At 53.6% G+C, this 20,576-nt stretch carries 15 protein-coding genes; 12 read left to right on the top strand and 3 right to left on the bottom strand.

The features are described from left to right. Nucleotides 1–129 precede the first annotated feature (129 nt). The 6 genes from ACZ5PT_RS13510 (at nt 130) to ACZ5PT_RS13535 (ending at nt 12,197) form a co-directional block, all read left to right on the top strand. Complete coding sequence (locus ACZ5PT_RS13510) at nt 130–1,875, top strand: SLC13 family permease (protein WP_464263558.1); 1,746 nt, start codon at nt 130–132, stop codon at nt 1,873–1,875. A 955-nt stretch (nt 1,876–2,830) separates the two neighbouring features. After that, nucleotides 2,831–4,546 carry a transporter substrate-binding domain-containing protein gene (locus tag ACZ5PT_RS13515; RefSeq protein WP_464263559.1) on the top strand — a complete coding sequence of 572 codons (1,716 nt, stop codon included), beginning with the start codon at nt 2,831–2,833 and terminating at the stop codon, nt 4,544–4,546. A gap of 3 nt (nt 4,547–4,549) precedes the next feature. Continuing rightward, nucleotides 4,550–5,956, top strand: a complete 1,407-nt coding sequence (locus ACZ5PT_RS13520; RefSeq protein WP_464263560.1) for a sigma-54-dependent transcriptional regulator — start codon at nt 4,550–4,552, stop codon at nt 5,954–5,956. 349 nt (nt 5,957–6,305) lie between these two features. Further along, nucleotides 6,306–7,739, top strand: a complete 1,434-nt coding sequence (gene aspA, locus ACZ5PT_RS13525) for an aspartate ammonia-lyase (RefSeq protein ID WP_464263561.1) — start codon at nt 6,306–6,308, stop codon at nt 7,737–7,739. A gap of 134 nt (nt 7,740–7,873) precedes the next feature. Then, nucleotides 7,874–9,175 carry an anaerobic C4-dicarboxylate transporter gene (locus ACZ5PT_RS13530; protein WP_464263562.1) on the top strand — a complete coding sequence of 434 codons (1,302 nt, stop codon included), beginning with the start codon at nt 7,874–7,876 and terminating at the stop codon, nt 9,173–9,175. Nucleotides 9,176–9,194: 19 nt separating this feature from the next. Further along, nucleotides 9,195–12,197 carry an NAD-glutamate dehydrogenase domain-containing protein gene (locus ACZ5PT_RS13535; RefSeq protein ID WP_464263563.1) on the top strand — a complete coding sequence of 1,001 codons (3,003 nt, stop codon included), beginning with the start codon at nt 9,195–9,197 and terminating at the stop codon, nt 12,195–12,197. A 501-nt stretch (nt 12,198–12,698) separates the two neighbouring features. Here the strand turns inward: ACZ5PT_RS13535 and ACZ5PT_RS13540 are convergent. Next, nucleotides 12,699–13,754 (bottom strand): 3-deoxy-7-phosphoheptulonate synthase, encoded by a 1,056-nt coding sequence (locus tag ACZ5PT_RS13540; RefSeq protein ID WP_464263564.1) that lies wholly within the window; start codon nt 13,752–13,754, stop codon nt 12,699–12,701. A gap of 177 nt (nt 13,755–13,931) precedes the next feature. Then, nucleotides 13,932–14,342, bottom strand: coding sequence for a MarR family winged helix-turn-helix transcriptional regulator (locus ACZ5PT_RS13545; protein ID WP_464263565.1), 411 nt, complete (start codon nt 14,340–14,342; stop codon nt 13,932–13,934). Nucleotides 14,343–15,465: 1,123 nt separating this feature from the next. Between ACZ5PT_RS13545 and ACZ5PT_RS13550 the strand changes: the two genes are divergently transcribed. The 3 genes from ACZ5PT_RS13550 to ACZ5PT_RS13560 are packed head-to-tail and all read left to right on the top strand — an operon-like array spanning nt 15,466 to nt 17,634. Beyond that, entirely contained in the window at nt 15,466–15,924 is a 459-nt protein-coding gene (locus ACZ5PT_RS13550; protein ID WP_464263566.1) for a hypothetical protein, read from the top strand. Between the two features lie 24 nt (nt 15,925–15,948). Beyond that, the gene (locus ACZ5PT_RS13555) at nt 15,949–17,106 is read left to right on the top strand and encodes a Gmad2 immunoglobulin-like domain-containing protein (protein WP_464263567.1); all 1,158 of its coding nucleotides are present in this window, start codon (nt 15,949–15,951) and stop codon (nt 17,104–17,106) included. A 54-nt stretch (nt 17,107–17,160) separates the two neighbouring features. Further along, nucleotides 17,161–17,634 carry a hypothetical protein gene (locus ACZ5PT_RS13560; RefSeq protein ID WP_464263568.1) on the top strand — a complete coding sequence of 158 codons (474 nt, stop codon included), beginning with the start codon at nt 17,161–17,163 and terminating at the stop codon, nt 17,632–17,634. Nucleotides 17,635–18,038: 404 nt separating this feature from the next. On the opposite strand, the gene ACZ5PT_RS13565 is transcribed toward ACZ5PT_RS13560, so the two are convergent. Next, nucleotides 18,039–18,275, bottom strand: coding sequence for a GSU3473 family protein (locus ACZ5PT_RS13565; RefSeq protein WP_464263569.1), 237 nt, complete (start codon nt 18,273–18,275; stop codon nt 18,039–18,041). Between the two features lie 453 nt (nt 18,276–18,728). Here ACZ5PT_RS13565 and ACZ5PT_RS13570 point away from each other — a divergent pair, with 453 nt between their 5' ends. Genes ACZ5PT_RS13570 through ACZ5PT_RS13580 form a run of 3 tightly spaced genes read left to right on the top strand, consistent with a single transcriptional unit; the run spans nt 18,729 to nt 20,535 of the window. After that, nucleotides 18,729–19,208 (top strand): LytS/YhcK type 5TM receptor domain-containing protein, encoded by a 480-nt coding sequence (locus ACZ5PT_RS13570; protein ID WP_464263570.1) that lies wholly within the window; start codon nt 18,729–18,731, stop codon nt 19,206–19,208. 4 nt (nt 19,209–19,212) lie between these two features. Further along, nucleotides 19,213–19,386, top strand: coding sequence for a hypothetical protein (locus ACZ5PT_RS13575; protein ID WP_464263571.1), 174 nt, complete (start codon nt 19,213–19,215; stop codon nt 19,384–19,386). A 9-nt stretch (nt 19,387–19,395) separates the two neighbouring features. Then, on the top strand, nt 19,396–20,535 hold the full coding sequence (locus tag ACZ5PT_RS13580; protein ID WP_464263572.1) for a hypothetical protein: 1,140 nt from the start codon (nt 19,396–19,398) through the stop codon (nt 20,533–20,535). Nucleotides 20,536–20,576: the final 41 nt, after the last annotated feature.

Consider the following 20,576-nt stretch of genomic DNA (forward strand, 5'->3'; position numbering starts at 1 on the left):
TATTTTTATTGTATACGATTTGTTGTTTTGGCATCGCCGTTGCTCCTATCTAGATAATCAAAAGTTGTTTGAAATCGTCAGACATCATTTAAACAGTCTCTGTTTTCGATAGCTGGATAGGAGTAAATCATGATGACAGCGTTATGGAATCGTCTCTGGACGATGCATGATGACACCAAAGAAACGGTCGCTTTTACACCGAAGGGTATGAAGCGGTTGATGGGCCGCAAAGGCATGCTGGTTGTTGAAAGCCATACCGAGCATGATGTTGACCTGGCCGATGAAATGGATGAAGCGCCGGCAGAACATGCCAATCGTCTCAAGAGTACCCCTGGCGGAATTGACGAGGGCGATCCACGCGAATACACCAAGCGGCAAAAGATCGGTCTGGCTCTTGGACCGGCCCTGTTTCTGCTGATGCTGTTGATTCCGACTCCTGCCGGGATGGATCCGTCAGCGCAGAAAATGGCTGCGATTGCACTGTTGATGGCCACCTGGTGGATGTGTGAATCAATCCCGATTCCGGCGACCAGCTTGCTGCCGATTGCCCTGTTTCCATTGATGGGGATCATGCACACCAAGGCTGCGACTGCACCTTACGCAAGTCACTTGATCTTCCTGTTTATGGGCGGCTTTATCATCGCCCTGTCGATGCAACGTTGGGAACTGCACCGTCGTATTGCCATGAACATCGTCAAAGCGGTCGGCTTTTCACCCAGTCGTTTGATCTTCGGCTTCATGGTTGCAACCGCTTTTCTTTCAGCGTTTGTCTCCAATACCGCGACCACGGTGATGATGATGCCGATCGGTCTGGCGATCATTGCCCACGTCATCGAAGAGGGTAAAAAAGAAGGGCTCGACAAACACATCGATTTCTCGCAAGGCAAGTTTAACTTTGGCCTAAATTTGATGCTCGGTATTGCTTATGCGGCTTCCATCGGCGGGGTTGCCACCCTGATCGGCACCCCGCCAAATACCGTGCTGGCTGGATATCTGCAGAAAACCTACGGTTACGAGATTACCTTTGTCGATTGGATGAAGGTTGGTGTGCCGTTGGTGGTGGTGATGCTGCCGGTCTGCTGGTTCTGGCTGACCCGTATCGCCAACCCGATGAAGCTGAAAAAGGTTCCTGGTGGCTGTGAGTTGATCAACAAAGAGCTCAAGGAAATGGGCTCGATGAATACCGGTGAACGCTGGACGGCTCTGGTCTTCGTCTTGACTGCGCTGGGCTGGATTTTCCGTAAGCAACTCGGTTTTATGTTCCCTGACCCAACGCTGGTGACTGATGCGGCTATTGCCATGGTCGGTGCCTTGGTTCTGTTTTTGATCCCGATCAACATGAAAAAGAACCAGTTTGTCATGGACTGGCACTGGGCCAGCAAGATGCCTTGGGGGGTTTTGATCCTCTTCGGTGGCGGTCTGGCAATGGCGACCGGCTTTAAAAAGACCGGACTGGCCGAATGGATTGGTGCGCAGGTCGGACAGCTGGAAAATGCACCGATTCTGGTGCTGATGCTAGCTGTTGCGACGCTGATTATTTTTCTCACCGAGTTGACCTCCAATACGGCCACCTCAGCGATGGTTATGCCGATTCTTTCGGCGGTCGCCATCGGTCTCGGTCAGAACCCGCTGTTGCTGGTTGTCCCGGCGGCAATCGCCGCCTCCTGCGCCTTCATGCTGCCGGTTGCAACGCCACCAAATGCGATTGTTTTCGGCTCCGGCTATGTTTCCATCCCGCAGATGGCGAGAAGTGGTATCGGTCTAAACTTTATCGGTATCGCTTTGGCGGTTGTTGTTACCTACGTGCTGGTGATTCCGGTTTTTGATATCGTCATCGGCGAAATCCCGACTTGGGCTCAGGTTCTTCCTAAATAACGCTCTCTCTCTGTCTGCACCTGGACAGTTTTGCCCCATCCTGACCACATCGGGATGGGGTCTTTTTTTTGGTTCTGTTGCGACAACTATGGTGACACAAGGGGGGGGGAATAAGCCGCTCGCCCATGAACCCAAGCTGACTTCAAAAGTACCTATATTTGGAAATCTGCCGAACTGACCGAAAATCTATTTTTAAAAGTGAATCCCTAATTTTTGAAAAGCCGATCATGTACGAATTATCCTAAGGTCAAGCAGGATCACATTATCGGACAACATGCAGTAACGCCTCAGCCCGCACAGGCAGGCTGAGACATATTTTGTTCAGGAAATGGTGCCTTATCAGACATCCGGTCGCCATTAAAACTCCTATGGATATGTGAAAACCCATACCGGCAGGACATTTGCGAAACGAACTGAAGGGACTCGCCAGTTATGTCGGTCGCCTGGCTCAACTGATAAGTTCTGTGAATGGATCGCGTGGCGTGTTGGATTGCGTGGTTCGATGCGAAATTCATTTGCAAAAGTTAAATCCTGTTTTTTTTAAACCGAATCGGTGAAATTAGGATTTCGGCGACGGTGCCATACCCGAATTGTGAACCCTTACCGGAAGAGCTTTCTCTTACACTTCAACTGATTACGGCAGACTACACTTCTCGATTCTGCCTCCGGCCCCTAAAATGACTTCGTAACGGCTCCTCCATTCCCATCCTAAAAAAGTCAGAAACTCTGATCGCTAGTCGTTCAATTCTGTATTCACTTTCCTTTTGTCCAGGCCCCGTGTATTCCGGTGAACGAAGGTCGTGCAAGAAATAAGACGGTTAGAATTTGTTGCGCGCACTACCGTACGCGATGCTATAGTTGCGTCTCAAGGTGAGGCGGCAGATACCGTGTATATTCCGGCCATTACCGCAAGCATAACCAAGCGAGGAAGGCGTTCGGGATGCCCTTTTTCTCAATGAACAAATCGACAACTTTCCGGTTCCTCCTCGCTGGGCTGCTCTTGCTCTTGGCCCCTGTGGTCATGGCGGCGACACCGGTCGTCGTCGGCGGCGACCGCGACTACCCCCCCTATGAATTCCTCGACGAAAAGAGCGAGCCAGCGGGCTATAACGTCGACCTGACCAGGTCCATCGCTGAAGTAATGGGGATGGAAGTGGAGATCCGCCTCGGCGACTGGGTCGACATGCGCCGGGCCTTACAACGCGGGGAGATCGACGCCCTGCAGGGGATGTCGTACTCGGCGGCGCGAGCACAGGAAGTCGATTTCACCCCTCCCCACACCGTCATCCACCACTCAATCTTCGCCCGCACCGATGCCCCCGTTGTCCACAACCTGGAGGAGCTGCGAGGAAAACAGGTCATGGTTCAGGAGGAAGGCATCCTGCATGACTACCTCAGGAGCGAAGATTTCGGCATCACGCTGGTGCCGGTGCCGACACAGGCCGACGCTTTGCGCCTTCTTTCCGCCGGAGAGAACGACTACGCCCTGGTGGCCAAACTCCCGGGACTCTACCTGAAAAGGAAACTGTTGCTGAGCAACATCACGACCGTCGGTGCCCCGGTGACTACCCAGAGGTACGGCTACGCCGTCGGCAAGGGGCGGGCCGAGCTGCTGAGCCGCTTCGCCGAAGGACTGGCGATTCTCAAAAATACCGGCCGCTACCAGGAGATCTACAACCGTTGGCTGGGGGTTCTGGAGCCGGTGGGGATCAGCTGGCACTCGGTCTTTAAATATGGGGCGGCGGTGGTCGCCCCCCTGCTTCTCGGCCTCGGCCTCACCCTCCTCTGGTCGCGCACGCTGAAGAAAGAGGTGGCTCTCCGCACCGAGGAGCTGGCCCTGGAGGTCAGCGAACGCAAGCGCGCCATGGACGAACTGCAGTTGCGCCAGCAGCAGTTGATCCAGGCGGATAAGCTGGCCTGCCTCGGCGTCCTCGTCTCCGGGGTGGCCCACGAGATCAACAATCCCAACGGCATGATCCTGCTCAGCGTTCCGCGGCTCATGGAGGCCTACGAAGACGTGGAGCCGCTCCTCGAGGAGCACTTCGAGGGGCACGGCGACTTCATGATGGGGCCCCTCGAGTATTCCCGCATGCGCGAAGAGATGCCGGCGATATTCTCCGAGATGCTCGGCGGAGCCAACCGTATCAAGCGGATCGTCGATGATCTCAAAGACTTCGCCCGCCGCGAGGACTCGGAGCTGACTGAAAGGGCCGACCTCAACACGGTGGTCGAGACCTCCCTGCGCCTGGTTTCGACCTCGATAAAGACGGCCACGGAGCATTTCCACGTCGAGTACGGCGAGAACCTCCCCCCCTTCCAGGGGAACAGCCAGCGCATCGAGCAGATCGTGGTCAACCTCATCCTCAACGCCTGTCAGGCCCTCCCCGACAGGGAGCGGGGGGTCATCGTTAGGACCTCCCACGACGAAGCGGCGGGAGCGCTCAGGCTGGCCGTACAGGACGAGGGAACGGGGATCGCGGCGGAGAACCTGGCGCGGCTTACCGACCCCTTTTTCACCACCAAGCGGGAGTCGGGGGGGACCGGCCTCGGCCTCTCCGTCTCGGCGGGGATCGCTGAAGCCCACGGCGGCTCACTGGCCTTCGCCTCCGAGTCGGGAATGGGATCGACCGTCACCCTGACCCTCCCGGCAATCGAAAAGGACAAAGGATAAACGATGAAGAAGACCCTCTTTCCCGCCTTTGGCGTGCTCCTCGTCGACGATGAGCCCTTCTGGCTGCGCTCCTTCGGCATGCTTCTAGAGGGACGCGGCGGCATCACCAATCTGCACAAGTGCTCCGACAGCCGGCAGGTCATGGAAATCCTTGGGGGCGGCGGCATCGGCCTAGTCCTTCTCGACCTGACCATGCCCTACGTCAGCGGCGAGGAACTGCTGCAGAAGATCGTTCAGGAGCATCCCGCCGTGGTGGTGATCATCGTCAGCGGCCTGAACCAGATCGATACGGCGGTGCAATGCATGCGGCTCGGTGCCTTCGACTATTTCGTCAAGACCACCGAAGAGGACCGTCTGCTGCAGGGGGTGCTGCGGGCCATCCGTATGCAGGAGATGCAATTAGAGCACCGGGAGATGCGCACCCGTTTCCTCTACGACAAACTCGACCACCCCGAAGCCTTCGCCGAGATCATCACTGTCGACAAATCGATGCGCTCGATCTTCCAGTACATCGAGTCGGTGGCACGAAGCCCCCAGCCGGTCCTCATCACCGGCGAGAGCGGCGTCGGTAAGGAGCTCGTGGCGCGAGCCGTGCACCGCCTCTCCGGCAGCGAAGGCGCCCTCGTCTCGGTAAACGTCGCCGGTCTCGATGACAACCACTTCTCCGACACCCTCTTCGGCCACCTCCGCGGAGCCTTCACTGGTGCCGACAAGGTGCGCCGCGGCCTGGTGGAAGAAGCCGCTGGCGGAACCCTCTTCCTCGATGAGATCGGAGACCTCAGCCTCGCCTCGCAGGTGAAGCTGCTGCGCCTGCTGCAGGAGGGAGAATACTTCCCGATCGGCAGCGACAAGGCGAAACGCAGCAGGACCCGGTTCGTCATCGCGACCCACCAGGATCTCGCCAGCAAGCAGACCACCGGCCAGTTTCGCAAGGACCTCTACTACCGCCTGCGCTCCCACCACGTCCACATCCCTCCCCTGCGCAAGCGCCGGGAGGACATCCCCCTGCTTCTCGAGCATTTTTTGGCGGAGGCCGCCGAGGCGCTAGGGAAGAAGAAGCCAACTCCCCCTCGAGAGCTGGCAATCCTCCTCTCCAACTACGCCTTTCCCGGCAACGTCCGCGAACTCAAGGCGATGGCCTACGACGCGGTGAGCTTCCACAAGACCAAGATCCTCTCCATGGAAACCTTCAAGAAGGCGATCGGGGAGAGCGAGCTGTGCGAAATCCCCCCCGCCTGGGAGGAGGAGCTCTTTGCTGGTCTCGAAAGCTTGCCCACCCTCGGCGTGGCCACCGAGTCCCTCATCGCTGCGGCACTGAAGAGAACTAAGGGGAATCAGACCATCGCCGCGGGGATCCTCGGCATCTCCCAGCCCGCCCTGAGTCGGCGCCTCAAGCAGCGGGAGGATTGATCAGCGTCGGCGAAACGTGCAGAAAACCGCTCACCCCGCTGACAAAAGATCATAACATTCCGCATCATCTGCCATCCCCGCATAACCAAAGCCAACCCACTAATATCTAAGTGTTTCCCAACATCTTTCAGCAATATCCGATAGCATACTGCATAACCTTTCCGTCCCGCCCAGTCGCCTCCTATTTTCTGCTTTACCATTTAATTCCAGTAGCTTACCAGCCACAATCAAAACTGGCACCGGCCTTGCTCTATAAGAAGATCGAAGCGAACGCGAAACGGTCTATGAACGGCCAGAACGAATGGCCCTAAAAAAATCGATCATCCCACCAAACGAAGGAGAGCGAGACATGGCAGAGGCAGCAAAGATTATCGAAATAGAGAGCAAAACCCGGATGGAGCATGACCTCATCGGTGACCGCGAGATCAGCAACGATTGCTATTATGGGGTTCAGACCTTGCGTGCCCTGGAGAACTTCGAGATCACCGGCATCCCCATCTCTACGACCCCGGAGATGATTCATGGCCTGGCCTACGTAAAGAAGGCCGCCGCTCACGCCAACAGGGATCTGGGACTCCTCTCCGTCGAGGTGACTAACGCGATCAGTCAGGCCTGCGACGACATCATCGGCGGAGCGCTCCACGAACAGTTCCCCGTCGACTGCATTCAGGGCGGCGCCGGCACCTCCACTAACATGAACGCCAACGAGGTCATCGCCAACCGCGCCCTGGAGATCCTCGGCTACGAGAAGGGGCGCTACGACATCGTCCACCCCAATAATGACGTCAACTGCTCCCAGTCGACCAACGACGCCTACCCTTCCGCTTTCAGAATCGCGCTGCACATGGTCATCGACAAGCTCCTCACGGAGATGACGGCCCTGCGCGATTCCTTCAAGCGCAAGGGGGTCGAGTTCGCCGACGTGCTGAAGATGGGCCGGACTCAGCTGCAGGACGCGGTGCCGATGACCCTCGGCCAGGAGTTCAGCGCCTACGCCACCACCTTGGGCGAGGACGTTCTGCGCCTGCGGGAGTCCCAGCAGTTGCTGCTTGAGATCAACCTCGGGGCCACCGCTATCGGCACCGGCATCAACGCCCCCCACGAATACCCCGCTTTGGCGGCCGATTATCTGCGCAACTTCTGCAAGATCCCGGTAACCACCGCCACCGACCTGATTGAGGCGACCTGGGATACCGGCGCCTATATGCACGTTTCCGGCATTCTCAAGCGGACGGCGGTTAAGCTCTCCAAGATCTGCAACGACCTACGCCTCCTCTCGGCAGGACCGCGAGCAGGACTGAGCGAGATCAACCTGCCCAAGATGCAGCCCGGTTCCTCGATCATGCCCGGCAAGGTGAATCCTGTCATCCCCGAGGTGGTTAACCAGATCGCTTTCAAGGTCATCGGCGCGGACCTCACCATCACCATGGCCTCCGAAGCCGGACAGCTCGAGCTCAACGTCATGGAGCCGGTTATCGCCTACAGCCTCTTCGAATCGATCAATCTCATGAGCCGCGGATGCAAGACCCTCGCTAAGAAATGCATCGACGGCATCACCGCCAACCGGGAGCACTGCCGGCAGATGGTGGAAAACAGCATCGGCATCGTCACCGCCCTCAACCCCTGCATCGGCTACGAGAACTCCACCTCCATTGCCAAGGAGGCCCTCGACAACAACCTTTCCGTCTACAAACTGGTCCTCGAGAAGGGGCTTTTGAGCAAGGAGAAGCTCGACGAGATCCTCTCTGCCGAGAACATGATGCACCCACAGTTCATCAGTTAGTCGCTATCGGAGGTCGGGGTCAGGTGGCCCCGATCTCCACAACTTGAGGACCAGGTCGCCTGTTCCAGATATTTTCGACAAGCACTTTCATCTGGAAACTGATTAAACAGTTAGAACTAAAAAAGGAGTCTAAGATGTTATTGCTAGAAATTATCGTCGTACTCGGAGCCATTTATTTCGGTGCCAGACTCGGCAGTATTGGTATCGGATATGCGGGCGGATTAGGTGTTATCGTTCTTACTTTAGGGCTTGGACTGAAATTAGGATCGATCCCTATCGATGTCATCCTGATCATCATGTCAGTGATCGCAGCCATTGGGGCGATGCAAGTGGCTGGTGGACTTGATTTCATGGTCAGCGTTGCCGAGAAAATCTTGCGTAAAAACCCAAAACACATTACCTATTTGGCGCCAGTCGTTACCTATGTCATGACCTTGCTTGCCGGGACTGGGCATACTGCGTTCTCAACTCTTCCGGTTATCGCCGAAGTGGCAAAAGAGCAAGGGATTCGTCCTTCAAGACCACTAAGTATCGCGGTTGTTGCATCGCAAATTGCTATCACCGCATCACCAATATCGGCAGCCGTTGTATTTTTAAGTGGTGTCTTAGAAAAACAAGGGTTCGGTTATCTGGAGCTACTTGCGATATCGATTCCTTCTTCTTTTCTTGCCTGTATGGTCGGGGCTTTTGTTGCAAATTTCCTAGGCAAAGATCTTAAGGATGACGAAGTCTACCAAGACAGGTTAGCAAAGGGTCTGATTAAGATGAGGGGAGAAACCAAACTAGAAGTCAAAAAAGGAGCAAAGCTCTCGGTTACCATTTTCCTTTCAGCAATCCTTATCGTTGTCACCTATGCAACGCTAATCAGCACTAAGGTCGGCATCATTACCAACCCGATAGTTCCACGCAATGAAGCGATTATGCTCTTCATGCTAGCAGCAGCTACCTTTATCACTTTCTTCTGTAAAATCGAATCCGCAAAAGTTCTAAACACTTCGACTTTCAAGTCTGGCATGAGTGCTTGCATCTGCGTACTTGGTGTTGCTTGGCTCGGGGATACATTCGTATCAAACCACATAGAAGAAATAAAATTATTCGCTGGCGACCTGCTTAACGTCTACCCCTGGATGTTAGCAGTTGTCCTTTTCTTTGCCAGCACCTTACTCTACTCCCAAGCGGCAACGACTAAAGCGTTGATTCCAACGGCAGTCCTATTAGGGGTTGCCCCGCTTACCATCGTTGCTTCATTTGCGGCAGTTAGTGCGCTTTTTATCCTGCCAACCTACCCGACACTGATTGCGGCAGTTGAAATGGACGATACTGGTTCTACCAGGATTGGGAAATATGTATTCAATCATCCGTTCATCATTCCTGGGGTGGTTACTATAGCGCTGTCCGTTACCTTCGCATTTATCATCGGTGGCATGATTTTATAACGGCTGAAAGGGATATCTGATGACTGACGCAGAAAAAATCCGCTGGTTCCGCCAGGTTTCCAAATCGATCACCGCCCGCAGCCTCGACTCCGGCGCCAACCTGCAGTGGCTGCAGGAGCAGATGCACCCCTATCTGTCGATCACCATGCATGACGAGGCAGAGGCAATCGGTTCACTAGCCTTTCAGCTCCCCGCGTTGAAGATCAACAAGCGCCTGGTTCTGCGTGACACCGAAAAGACGCTGATCCTCGCCCGGCTCAATCAGCCGGGGTCGCTTTACAGCACCCTGAAACTGCTGCGCGAGCGGGAGATCTCCTACGCCCAGTTCACCCATTCTTACGCGCCGATCCCTGGCGTTGGAGAGGAACTGGAGCTGCAGCGCTTCGAGTTCGACAGGCGCAGTGCGGAGGAGATCATTGCCGGGGAAGAGGTCAGGATTCCTCAACGGATCCAGAAAGAGGTGCGCATCGCGCTGAAAAAGCGTTACCCGCATTACGACTTCTCCCGTTTCGAAAAAGAACTGCGCTTGATCTGGCTGAACAATGAGGACTATGTCCGTCATTCCCCGGCCCGCCGGGTGGCGCAGATCATCTGGCTCTATCACCAGGCCGTCGCTCATGGCGGGGTTTACCTCGATGTCGAAGTCGCCGAAGAAACCATGGAGAATCCGGAATACCGGATCATGTTCGCTGCCGGTAACCCGCCACAGCTCGATTTTCTGCAGCAGGTGATGGAAGTCTATCAGCGTTTGCAGGTCGGCATCAAACGGGCCTACTGCCTGACCATTCATAACGGCGTTCATCCCTATTTCCTTGGAACTTTTTACGTCAGTGGTGAAGGCAAAAAACTACTCGCCAAAGATGGGTTCCTCTACAACCAGCTGGAGCACGAGCTGTTCAATACCCAGATTTTGGCCACCGCCTCCGATACCTATCGGATGGTGACTCAGGGGCAGCTGGCCGGGGTCGACGCGGCGTTGATCAATGCTTTTGCCAGTTTCTGTCATACCTCCCTTGGCCACAACCAGCCGGATCGCTTCAATTACCAGCAGGTCGAGGAGAGTTTTACTGCCGATCCGGAGATGGCCCTGAAACTGGTGGCACTGTTCCGCATCCGCTTCGAGCCGCAGCTTCCGGAGCGGGAAGCCAACTATCAGGAGGAGCTGGCCGAGTTAGAAAAGGCGATCACCGCTTACAATACTGGTCACGCTTACCTCGACGGTATCCGCCGGGCGATTTACCGCTGCTGCCTGTTGTTTGTCACTCACACCCTGAAGACCAACTTCTTCGTCAGTGAAAAACACGCTCTGATCTTCCGCCTGCATCCGGGCTATTTGGAAGAGTTGGGCAGCGAGTTTACTGACGACCTGCCGCCGGAGCGACCTTTCCGGGTGACCTTCTTCTTCGCCCGGCACGGCTGCGGTTACCATATCGGTTTCTCCGATATCGCCCGCGGTGGCTGGCGAACGGTGATGGCGAAGAACCGTGACGACTACATCACCAGCGCCAACACCATTTTCCGCGAGAACTACGTGCTGGCCCACACCCAGCACCTGAAAAACAAGGATATCTACGAAGGGGGGTCAAAGATGGTGGTGGCTCTCGACGCCGCCGATCTGACCGATCCGGAGACCGTCACCCGCCGCCTGTACAAGCTGCAGTACGGTTTCATCCAGGCGTTTCTCGATATCTTCGTCACCGAAGACGGCCGGGCCCGCGATCCGCGGGTGGTCGACTACTACGGCGAGGACGAGCCGATTGAGCTAGGTCCAGACGAGAACATGCACGACGAGATGGTTGAGCTGATCGCCCGCATCTCCGAGAAGCGCGGCTACCTGCTCGGCCCGGGCGTCATCTCCAGCAAGCAGTTCGGCATCAACCACAAGGAGTTTGGTGTTACCTCGACCGGCGTTATCACCTTTGCTGACATCACCCTGGCGCAACTGGGGATTGACATACGCAGCGACCCGTTCAGCGTCAAGCTGACCGGCGGACCAGGCGGCGACGTCGCTGGAAACGCCCTGCGGCTGCTGATGGAGCGCTGCCCACAGGTGCAAATCCGGATGATCCTCGACGGCACCGGGGTCTTGGTTGATCAGCAAGGTGCGGATATCGAAGCTCTGCAGCAGGTGGTTTTAAAGAGCGATATCGATCAGTTCGACCCCGCTGCGCTGCACGACGGCGGAATGATGATTTTCCGTACCCATACCCACAAAGAAGGGCTGCGGGAACTTTATCGCAAAGTGACGATGCAGGATGGAGAACTGTCCGAAGAATGGATCACTGTCGATGAGTTCTACCGGCTATTCAATAGTTTGATCTTCACCGTCGAGGCGGACCTATTTATCCCGGCCGGCGGTCGTCCGGAAACGATCCATATTGAAAATTGGGAGCAGTTTTTGCCGAACGGAAAACCGAGCGCCAAAGCGATCATCGAAGGGGCCAACTCCTATATCACTCCGGCGGCTCGTGATCAATTGCAAAAAGCCGGAATCATCATCATGCGCGACGCATCGGCCAACAAGTGCGGGGTCATCTCATCCTCCTACGAGATCATCGCCAACCTGCTGATGAGCGAGAAGGAGTTTATCGCTAAAAAACAGCAGTATGTCGGCGATGTGCTGGAGATTCTGGAAAAACGTGCCGCCGAAGAAGCGCGGTTGATTTTCCGCCGTCACCAACAAAGTGACGGGACGCTCAGTTACACTGATATCTCGGCGGCCCTGTCGACCGAGATTAACGCTCACTACGCGAGGCTGTTCGATTATTTTCAGCAGCGCCCCGAGCTGGGCAACAAGCCGCTCTACCGTAAGGCGCTGCTTGCGCACCTGCCGAAGCTGTTGCGCGAAACCGCCCGCTACCGCAAGCGCTTGACACAGCTGCCAGAGAAATACCGGGCGGCAATCCTCGCCAGCGAGATTGCTTCTTCGCTGGTTTATCAGGAAGATTTCGAGGCCGATTACGAACAGCAGCTCAATGGCCATCTGCGGCGTCATTTTAATATGTCAGGGGGGGAGAACTAACTTTCAGTTTGTTTAATTACCCTACATCAGCAAGATAAAACGGCCCAACCTGATTTTAAATGGTTGGGCCGTTTTGCATGTGGTGCTGGAATGGAAACCTGCTTCGCCTAGGGACGCAATTGCACAGATCAGGCATTTCAAAAATCAGAATTTCGCTTTTGAAAACAACTTTTAGTGGAATCTGGCTGTTTTGCAAAATTTCGTAAGTTTTGACCGACCTGATTCTGACAAGTGTCTACCTATGGGCCGTTGATAGCGTGTGGTTTCAGCCCAAACCTGACGATCAGCCGAAAACGTCCCGGAAGTTGTTCCACATTGTTTAATGGGTTAGAAAATCGGCCAGATCGATCCCGTCTTGGATATCGCCACTCCCAGTAAAATTTGTCTGATAAATGCAGCAAAGCACGAATGGGCCATGATCTGGTATCCGTGGGCGATTCGTGTGTTTAAAGAGGTAACATCCAAGAACACCTTTGCTCTACCGAGAGAACAGCTCTTGTCTCAGGTTTTCATTTCTCTGAGCCGTTTGGCCGCTTCAAGCAGCATCTGCCGAGTCGCTCCCCAATCGAGACAGGCGTCCGTTATCGACACACCATGCCTGAGCTGACTGTCATCATTAGGGATCGGTTGATTCCCCGCATTCAGGTTGCTCTCAATCATTAGCGCGCGGATGGAGCGGGAGCCTTGGACCACCTGATCGACAATCTGGGTCAAAACTTCCTGCTGCCGTTCGGGGTCCTTAAGTGAATTCCCATGACTGCAGTCCACCATGATGGCCGGTATCCGGCCCGCCTTCTCCATGAGAGTTTCGATTTTTTGAATGTCTTCGGGGTAATAGTTTGGTTTGTTATTGCCTCCGCGGAGGACAATATGGGCATCCGGGTTCCCGGTGGTTTCAATAATGGAGATGGTCCCCTTGCGGTTGATCCCCATGAAGCTGTGGGGATGACCGGCGGCACTGATGGCATCTAGCGCAATATTGATATTACCGTCAGTACTATTCTTGAAGCCAACCGGAAAAGAAAGACCGCTGGCCATTTCACGATGGATCTGGGATTCGGTGGTCCGCGCACCAATCGCCCCCCAGCTAATGAGGTCAGCAAGGAAGTGAGGGGCGAATGGGTCGAGTACTTCGTTAGCAACCGGAATGCCCCGGTCGTTGATGCGGCACAGCAACTGGCGCGCCAATCCCAGACCCTTGGAAATCGGGTGGGTTCCGTTCAGTTCCGGGTCGTTAATCAAGCCCTTCCACCCTACGGTGGTTCGAGGTTTTTCAAAATAGACTCTCATGACCAAGCAGAGTTGATCCTCAACCTCACTCTTTAACTGTGCCAGACGGTCGGCATATTCCAAAGCCGCCTTGGGATCATGAATCGAACAGGGCCCTACGACAACCATCATGCGCCGGTCCCGGTGATAAAGAATATCTTTGATTTGTTGACGGGAGCAGAGGACAAACTCAGCATTTTTTTCTGAAAGAGGAAAAACTTGCTTAATATTCTCCGGTGAGGTTATTGAAGTAAAACTCTTTACATTCAGGTTGTCGGTGCGTTTCATGTTTCCCTCGGAATGGAAATAAGGTGGGTCTGACCGTTTTTCCAGAAATGCCGGATTCCAGTCCTTTATACGACCTCATATCCTTCAGGATAGATTAATCGGCTAATTTCTTCAGGGGAGCGGTCATCGTCTGATATTGAACTGTCCGATGCTTCTGTCTTTGACGAACAGCCATATTTACTTGCGTTGCCGGAGACATTCGTCCAGTGCCGATTCTATGCGACCAATGAATCCTCCGCACTGAGCGAATTCAAGATCGGAAAGCCCGCTCACTATCTGATCTTCCAAAGTTGTTATGACTTTCTGGATGCCCAAGACAAGCTGGCGTCCGTCCTCCGTCAATCTAAGTGACTTGGCCCGGCGGTCTTCGGGGACTTCGACTCGTTCAAGAAGACCCCGGTCAACCAAGCTGTCCAGCAGGCGAACAATCGTCGGGCCTTCGATGCCGATGGACGAGGCCAGATCCTTTTGCCGGATCCCATCTCCCAGACGATAAAGGTGCAGGAGTGGTCGCCAGGTGGCATCGGTGAGGCCAACCGCCTGAATCTCTTTGTCAATGGCTTGACGCCAGCGCCGGCCCAATACCACAAGTCGAAACCCGAAATTACACCGATCAATAGGTGAAGATAAATAGTCCATGAATTATAGATAGCATCATACCTATTTGAATGCAAATCATCTTTCAAGTCTTGACCTGACCGTTGGTCGGTTTTCAAGTTTGACCCGGCATCCGTGAGCAAGGAACGACTTGACTCTCTGCCAATACGACGGAAGGCAAAGGCGGAGTGGGTCAATTTTCAACGCCGATTTCATCTCTAAATGGGTCGAATTTGCATGCCGATTAACACTGCATAAAGAGCACTGCCGTGGGGTGTTAAAAACGGAAAAGCCCACGACATGGTATCCGTGGGCTTTCAGTGTTTTATAAATAGTAAATTTTGACCGGCCTGATTCCGACAAGTGCCCACTTTCTGGACAGTGATCGAGGGTGATTTAGCCCGCAATTATCGATCAGTCGAAAGTGTATTGGAAGTTGTTCAGTATTGTTTTGACGGTCAGGATGTCAGCCAGATTGAGTATGTCCTGAATAATGCCACTTCCAGTAAGTTCATGTTTGATATGTACCCTATTCAAAGAAACGCCCACGATGAGGTAGCCGTGGGCGTTTTGTGTATTTAAACAGGTGATTTATCAGACATCCGGCCTCATCAAAATTCCTATGGATATATGAAAGCCCTTTTTGGCAGAATATTTGCGAAACGAACTGAAGGGGCATGTCGGTTATGCTGGTCACCTTCCACAACTGCTATGTCTTGGCAAACGAGCACTCGGAGTTCTGGGTTGTGGGGGCTGTAGGAATCCACAAATTACACTTCTGCAATGTGGCCAAGATTGGGGAGGGGGGCAACTTATCAGAAAGGCCTAGCATGTTGGTAGAGACCATGCTGCCTAAAGGTGAGAGTGTGTTGAATTGCAGGATATCTTGGAATTAATGATGGTAAAGTTGTGTAATTAGAAATATTGCTTCACCCTGGTGGTCACTGCTCCAAACACGGCAAAAGTACTCATTCATTGACGTTTCGTAGCAATTTTACCACTGCACCCTAAAAGGACAAAAATCATGGATTTCATGCTGCCTTACAAAATCATTTTCGTTTCAACTTTCTTGGCTGTCTCCATGACCACAGGATGCAGCGGGACTGAAGGCCAAATGAAGCAGATGAAAGCCTTGCAGGACAACCCTTCAAGCCCGGATATCTCAGCACCTGAACACAACCTCACCAAGGAAGTTTCCATACTGCAGACTTGGAGTGGGGATTACCCTGTGGCCCAACTGGAACGGTTGCCGGATGGGCAGAGGCACTCTTCGATCGGAGTTATTGGCGATGATGTCTCTTTCGCCGCCGTCTGGGAGACCTTTAAACCGGGCGAAAATATGCCCGAGGTCGATTTTAGCAAGAATATCGTTGTCTTTACCCGCAACGTCAATTTCTACAACCGCACCAACATCTTCAGGGTGACCCTCAAGAACGGTATGGCCGAGGTCCTCGCCATGGAGACAATGTCGGCTCTACCGATCGAAGATCGGGCGGCCATGGCGATTGCGGTGATTCCACGCACCGGTGTGAGGTTTATCCGGGTTGGCGAGGGGCAGGTTGTTGTGCGATAGGTTGCGAGGTATCAGGAGGCAGAAATGACCAATTCTTTATTTCTCGGTCTGCTGTTTTTACCTGTTCTTTTTGGCTGCTCCGGTCCTCAACATAGCGGCGAGCAGAGAGACGCTCATGCCGAAGTACGGAAGGCCTTGAATCCAGAAAACGGTACTTATCGGATCGAGAATGAGTGGGTGCGCCTTGCCAACGGGCGTGCGGAGACGATGATTGTTCCCGGCACGTCTTCGAAAACCATTACGAAACTATCCGCCCAACCTGTGTATGGAGACTTGGATGGTAATGGCGATTTGGATGCTGTGCTGCTGCTGGTCCAGCAAGACGGCGGCAGCGGGTCTTTTTTTTATCTGTCTGCTGCCCTCAATTTGAATGGATCGTATCAGGGGACCAATGCGGTGTTTCTTGGAGACCGGATTGCGCCACAAGCTATCGAGATCCGAACTGGCCGCATCGTTGTTCTATACAGCGATCGCCGGCCCAATGAACCGATGGTCGACACACCCTCGGTCAGTAAGACGAAACGTCTACACATCAAGTACGGCCGTCTGGAAGAAATCCCCTCCGCCAGTGAGGGCAGCAGGCTTGAGCAAGGATGGGTAACTATCGGACACGAGGTCCGATCATTCCTGCCATGCCGGGAGAAGGCGCAGCGTTGGTTGCTTGGGGACTCACTAGCGCTGCCGGAGATCATGGCGGTCTATCAGCAGACGCTTGCGGATCTCCCTCCCTATGCCCCGCTGTTCATGGTGCTGACCGGTGTTTCCGCTCCGCGCCCTGAAGATGGATTCGGCAATGACTATGGAGCGGCATTCCGAGCCGACAAATTGCTGGAGGCCGACCCCCGGGGCTACTGCCGCAACGAGCTCATTGTCGTGGAGAGCCCAGCACCGGGCGAGCGCATCGCTACCCTGCTCAAAGTGACCGGAAAGGCCAGGGGCGCCTGGTACTTCGAAGGAGATTTCCCCCTACTGCTGACCGATGCCGCGGGGCAGATTCTCGGCCAGGGTTTTGCGACCGCGCAGGGGCCCTGGATGACCAAAGACTGGGTCTCCTTCACTGGGATCCTTGACGTCCCAAAATCTCACGATCAAGGCTGGGGCTGGATTATTCTCAAAAAGGACAATCCCAACGACCGGCCTGAACTTGATGACGCGGTGGCTATTCCTATTTTACTGGAATGACCAACCTTTAAGACGACAAGGCTCTTTTTACCTGAACCAGAGAGAGGTGTGTTGATGCGCAAACGGATTACCAAGCAAAGCTCGAAGGAAATATCCCCCCCCGAACAGGGCTGGTTGAACCTCGAACCTCTCGCGGAGATCGAGCTTACTTCCGAAGATGCTGCCCACCCAATCGAGTCAGCCATCATTCCCGGCACCGGGCCTGGCTGGCGAGCAATGCACCCCGGGGAGCAGACAATTCGTCTTCTCTTTGTCGAACCGCTGAGAATCAGGCGGATCCACCTGGAATTCGCGGAAAAAAAACAAGCCCGCACGCAAGAGTTCGTGCTGTGTTGGTCAGTGGCTGACCGCCAGAGCCCCCAGGAGATTGTACGTCAGCAGTTCAGTTTCAGCCCGCCAAGCACGACCGATGAGGTAGAGGACTACATGGTTGATCTCAGTGGGGTGACGGAACTCGCATTGAGAATTATCCCAGACATCAGTGGTGGTGCTATCTGTGCTTCGCTCAAGCGGCTTCAGCTTGCATGAACATAGAAAACCCTACCCGGAAGACGGTTTTGTCCTGGGCCAAAGGGTCAGATCTGCGGTTGCAACTCTAGCAGGTGCCACAGCGGAGCCCCCTCATCCCCTGACTGCCACAGCCTTGGCCTAATTTCCAGGCTTCTGCAGGAAACCGAAATGTTTTCGATACTATCACACCCAAGCAAAGGCAGAGGGGGGGGGGGCGTCTCAGGACTCCCGCAATCCAACATGCTCGGCTAGTTCGCAACTATCAAAACTTAGGATTTCACTCTTGAAAACGGTTTTCCGTGGAATCTGGCTGTTTTTCAAAACTAGTAATTCTGAAGATAGTCGTCGTTCTGATCTATACCTGGGGGGGGAGTGGTGCTTTAGGTCAGGCTAGGTAACCGCACAAGGAAAGAGGATGTTTTCTAAAAGAGTAAATCTGAATAAATAGGGCTGTCGGGATCTTCCCTTAAGTGCGATCTTCTCTCCTGGACCTTATGATTTCTTGGTCTGTCAGCCTTGCGAACTTGCGGCAAATCAATATCAAACCAAACATCTGACCGCATGAATTTTGTGATCAGTCTGGATTCGATCAAGGATGTCAACATTGGTTCATTCACAAAACCAAGCGTGCCATCCAAATACTCAACACGTAGCAGCATAGACCCATCCCCCTATTCAGTAATGAAACAGTTACTGTCTAGATCTACATTGTATCATTAGCGCTCCCTATTGCAATTTTAGATGCCCCAAGGCGGTCAGATATGGTTTTTATTATATTCCAAAAATCGGCAACTCAAATTTGACAATTGTTCTGCCGGAGACGCTGCTGGTTGAGATTGGGAGTTATGGATATTTGCGAAATGAAAGAAAGGGGCTTGTCGTTTGCGCCGGTCGCTTGCACAACTACATATCTGTGTGTTCCAAAGCAATGTAAAAAGAAAATTGTGAATTCCCTCTCTTTGCCATAACGCACAAAACAGTAAAGCCCTAGCAAGTCAGATTAATTTATTAGCAGCCACATGCCTTGAGATCTTGAACTGTTTGTCTATACTCAAAGTTACCCTAGCTGCATCATTAACGACAGCATACCATCCCCAGGGGGGATTCAATTTATGATTCTCGGAGCAGATCTCTTTTTTGCGCTTTTCAACAACCTGGCAATCTTTATCGGCCTTGTCGGTGTCTATGGCTACTTGATATTTCAACACAAAAAGTCACCTTGGTACATGCGGCTACTGCTCCTTGGCTTGGTTTTCGGTATGTTCGCTATCAGCTGCATGTGTGCCAAAATCCCTATTTTCAAAGGTGTCATTGTTGATCAAAGAAATGCGATCATCGCACTGAGCGGTTTCTTTGGTGGGCCAATAGCTGCATACCTCAGTGCGGCGGTTGCCGGTGCTTTCCGTTTATTTCTCGGGGGACAGGGGGGCTTTGCGGGAGATATCGGTGTCTCTCTAGCGGCGGCATCAGCCCTTTGGATCAATACCAAAGGCTGTAACCAGCGCGTTCCTGGCGAAAACCTTCATTCTCCCCGGTTTCCTTTTTGTCAAAGATTTCCAGACAGGTTTGTTATTATTAAAACAAAGGAGTAGTTCAATGCCCAAGCTAGGGAAGGTAACCCTGTTGCTGGCAGTGCTCATGCTGCTGGCAACCAGCTCAGTCATGGCCTCTCAGTGTGTTTCGTGCCACACTGATATCGAGAAACTCAAGGCGGTCGCCAAGACAATACCGAAGGAAGTTGGGTCGGCCGAAACTGCGGGCAAGGGGTGAGGCGGCTCTGTGGCTCCGTTGGAGCTGCACGAAAAAGTTTTGGTCGCCAAAGATTTTCTGGAAACAACCCACGGTTCCATGGCCTGTATCGATTGCCATGGCGGAAACAGTAAAGCCGCAGAAATGAACGCAGCCCACGTCGGCATGCAAGCCGACCCGACTTTCCCGAATGCGGTGGAAGCCTGTGGAGAATGTCATGCTGAGGAAGCAGAACTAGCCAAAACCTCTCTCCACTACACCTTAGCAACCTATCGTCCGATGGTTCATGAACGAGCCACCACAGACCAGACACAGTTACAGATGCTGAATCAGGGGATGGACAATCATTGCTACAGCTGTCATGCCAGCTGTGGAGAGTGCCACATCAGCCGACCCAATTTTGCCAAAGGCGGTTTCATCGCCGGGCATAATTTCAATAAAACCCCGGATCAGACCAACCAGTGTACGGCCTGCCACGGCAGTCGGGTCGGCAACGAGTTTACCGGCAAGACCGGGTCCGGCGATGCTCATTACACCAAGCACGACATGGATTGCATGTCGTGCCACAGCAGCAAAGATCTTCACGGTGACGGCAAGACCGATCATCGCGACCGTTATGATGTCGAAGGACTCTCCAGCTGCCAGGATTGCCACGAGCAGGACGACAGTATCGAGCAGCATGCCATTCATGGCGAAAAAGTTTCCTGTTACGTCTGCCATTCCCAACCCTACGCCAACTGTTACGGTTGTCATGTCGGCTTGGATGACAAGGGCTTGGCCTATTTCAAGAACCCGGACGAAGAAGAGCTGTTCCGCATCGGTATAAATCCTGATCAGACCGACAAGCGCCCGGAAAAATGGATCTTGCTCCGCCGGACTCCTTCAGTACCGACTTCATTTGATTTCTACGGCAAGGACCTTCTGCCCCGTTTCGACCGGCTCAATAACTGGAAGTATGCCTCGCCACACAATATTCAAAAGAAGACCACCCAGAACCGTGAATGTAACAACTGTCACGGCAACGAAGAGCTGTTCCTGACCGAGGAGAAAATTAAAGCGGAATTCCGTAAAGCGAACAAGAAGGTTATCGTTGCGTATAAGATGATCCCGGAAAAGCAGGAGCAGGCAGAACCGAAAAAATCAAAGAAGAAAAAAGGCGGATATTTTTAACGGGGCTACTTGCGGCCATAAATCTCAAAGTGAGTAAAAGG

It is taken from the genome of Desulfuromusa ferrireducens, from assembly GCF_055389805.1.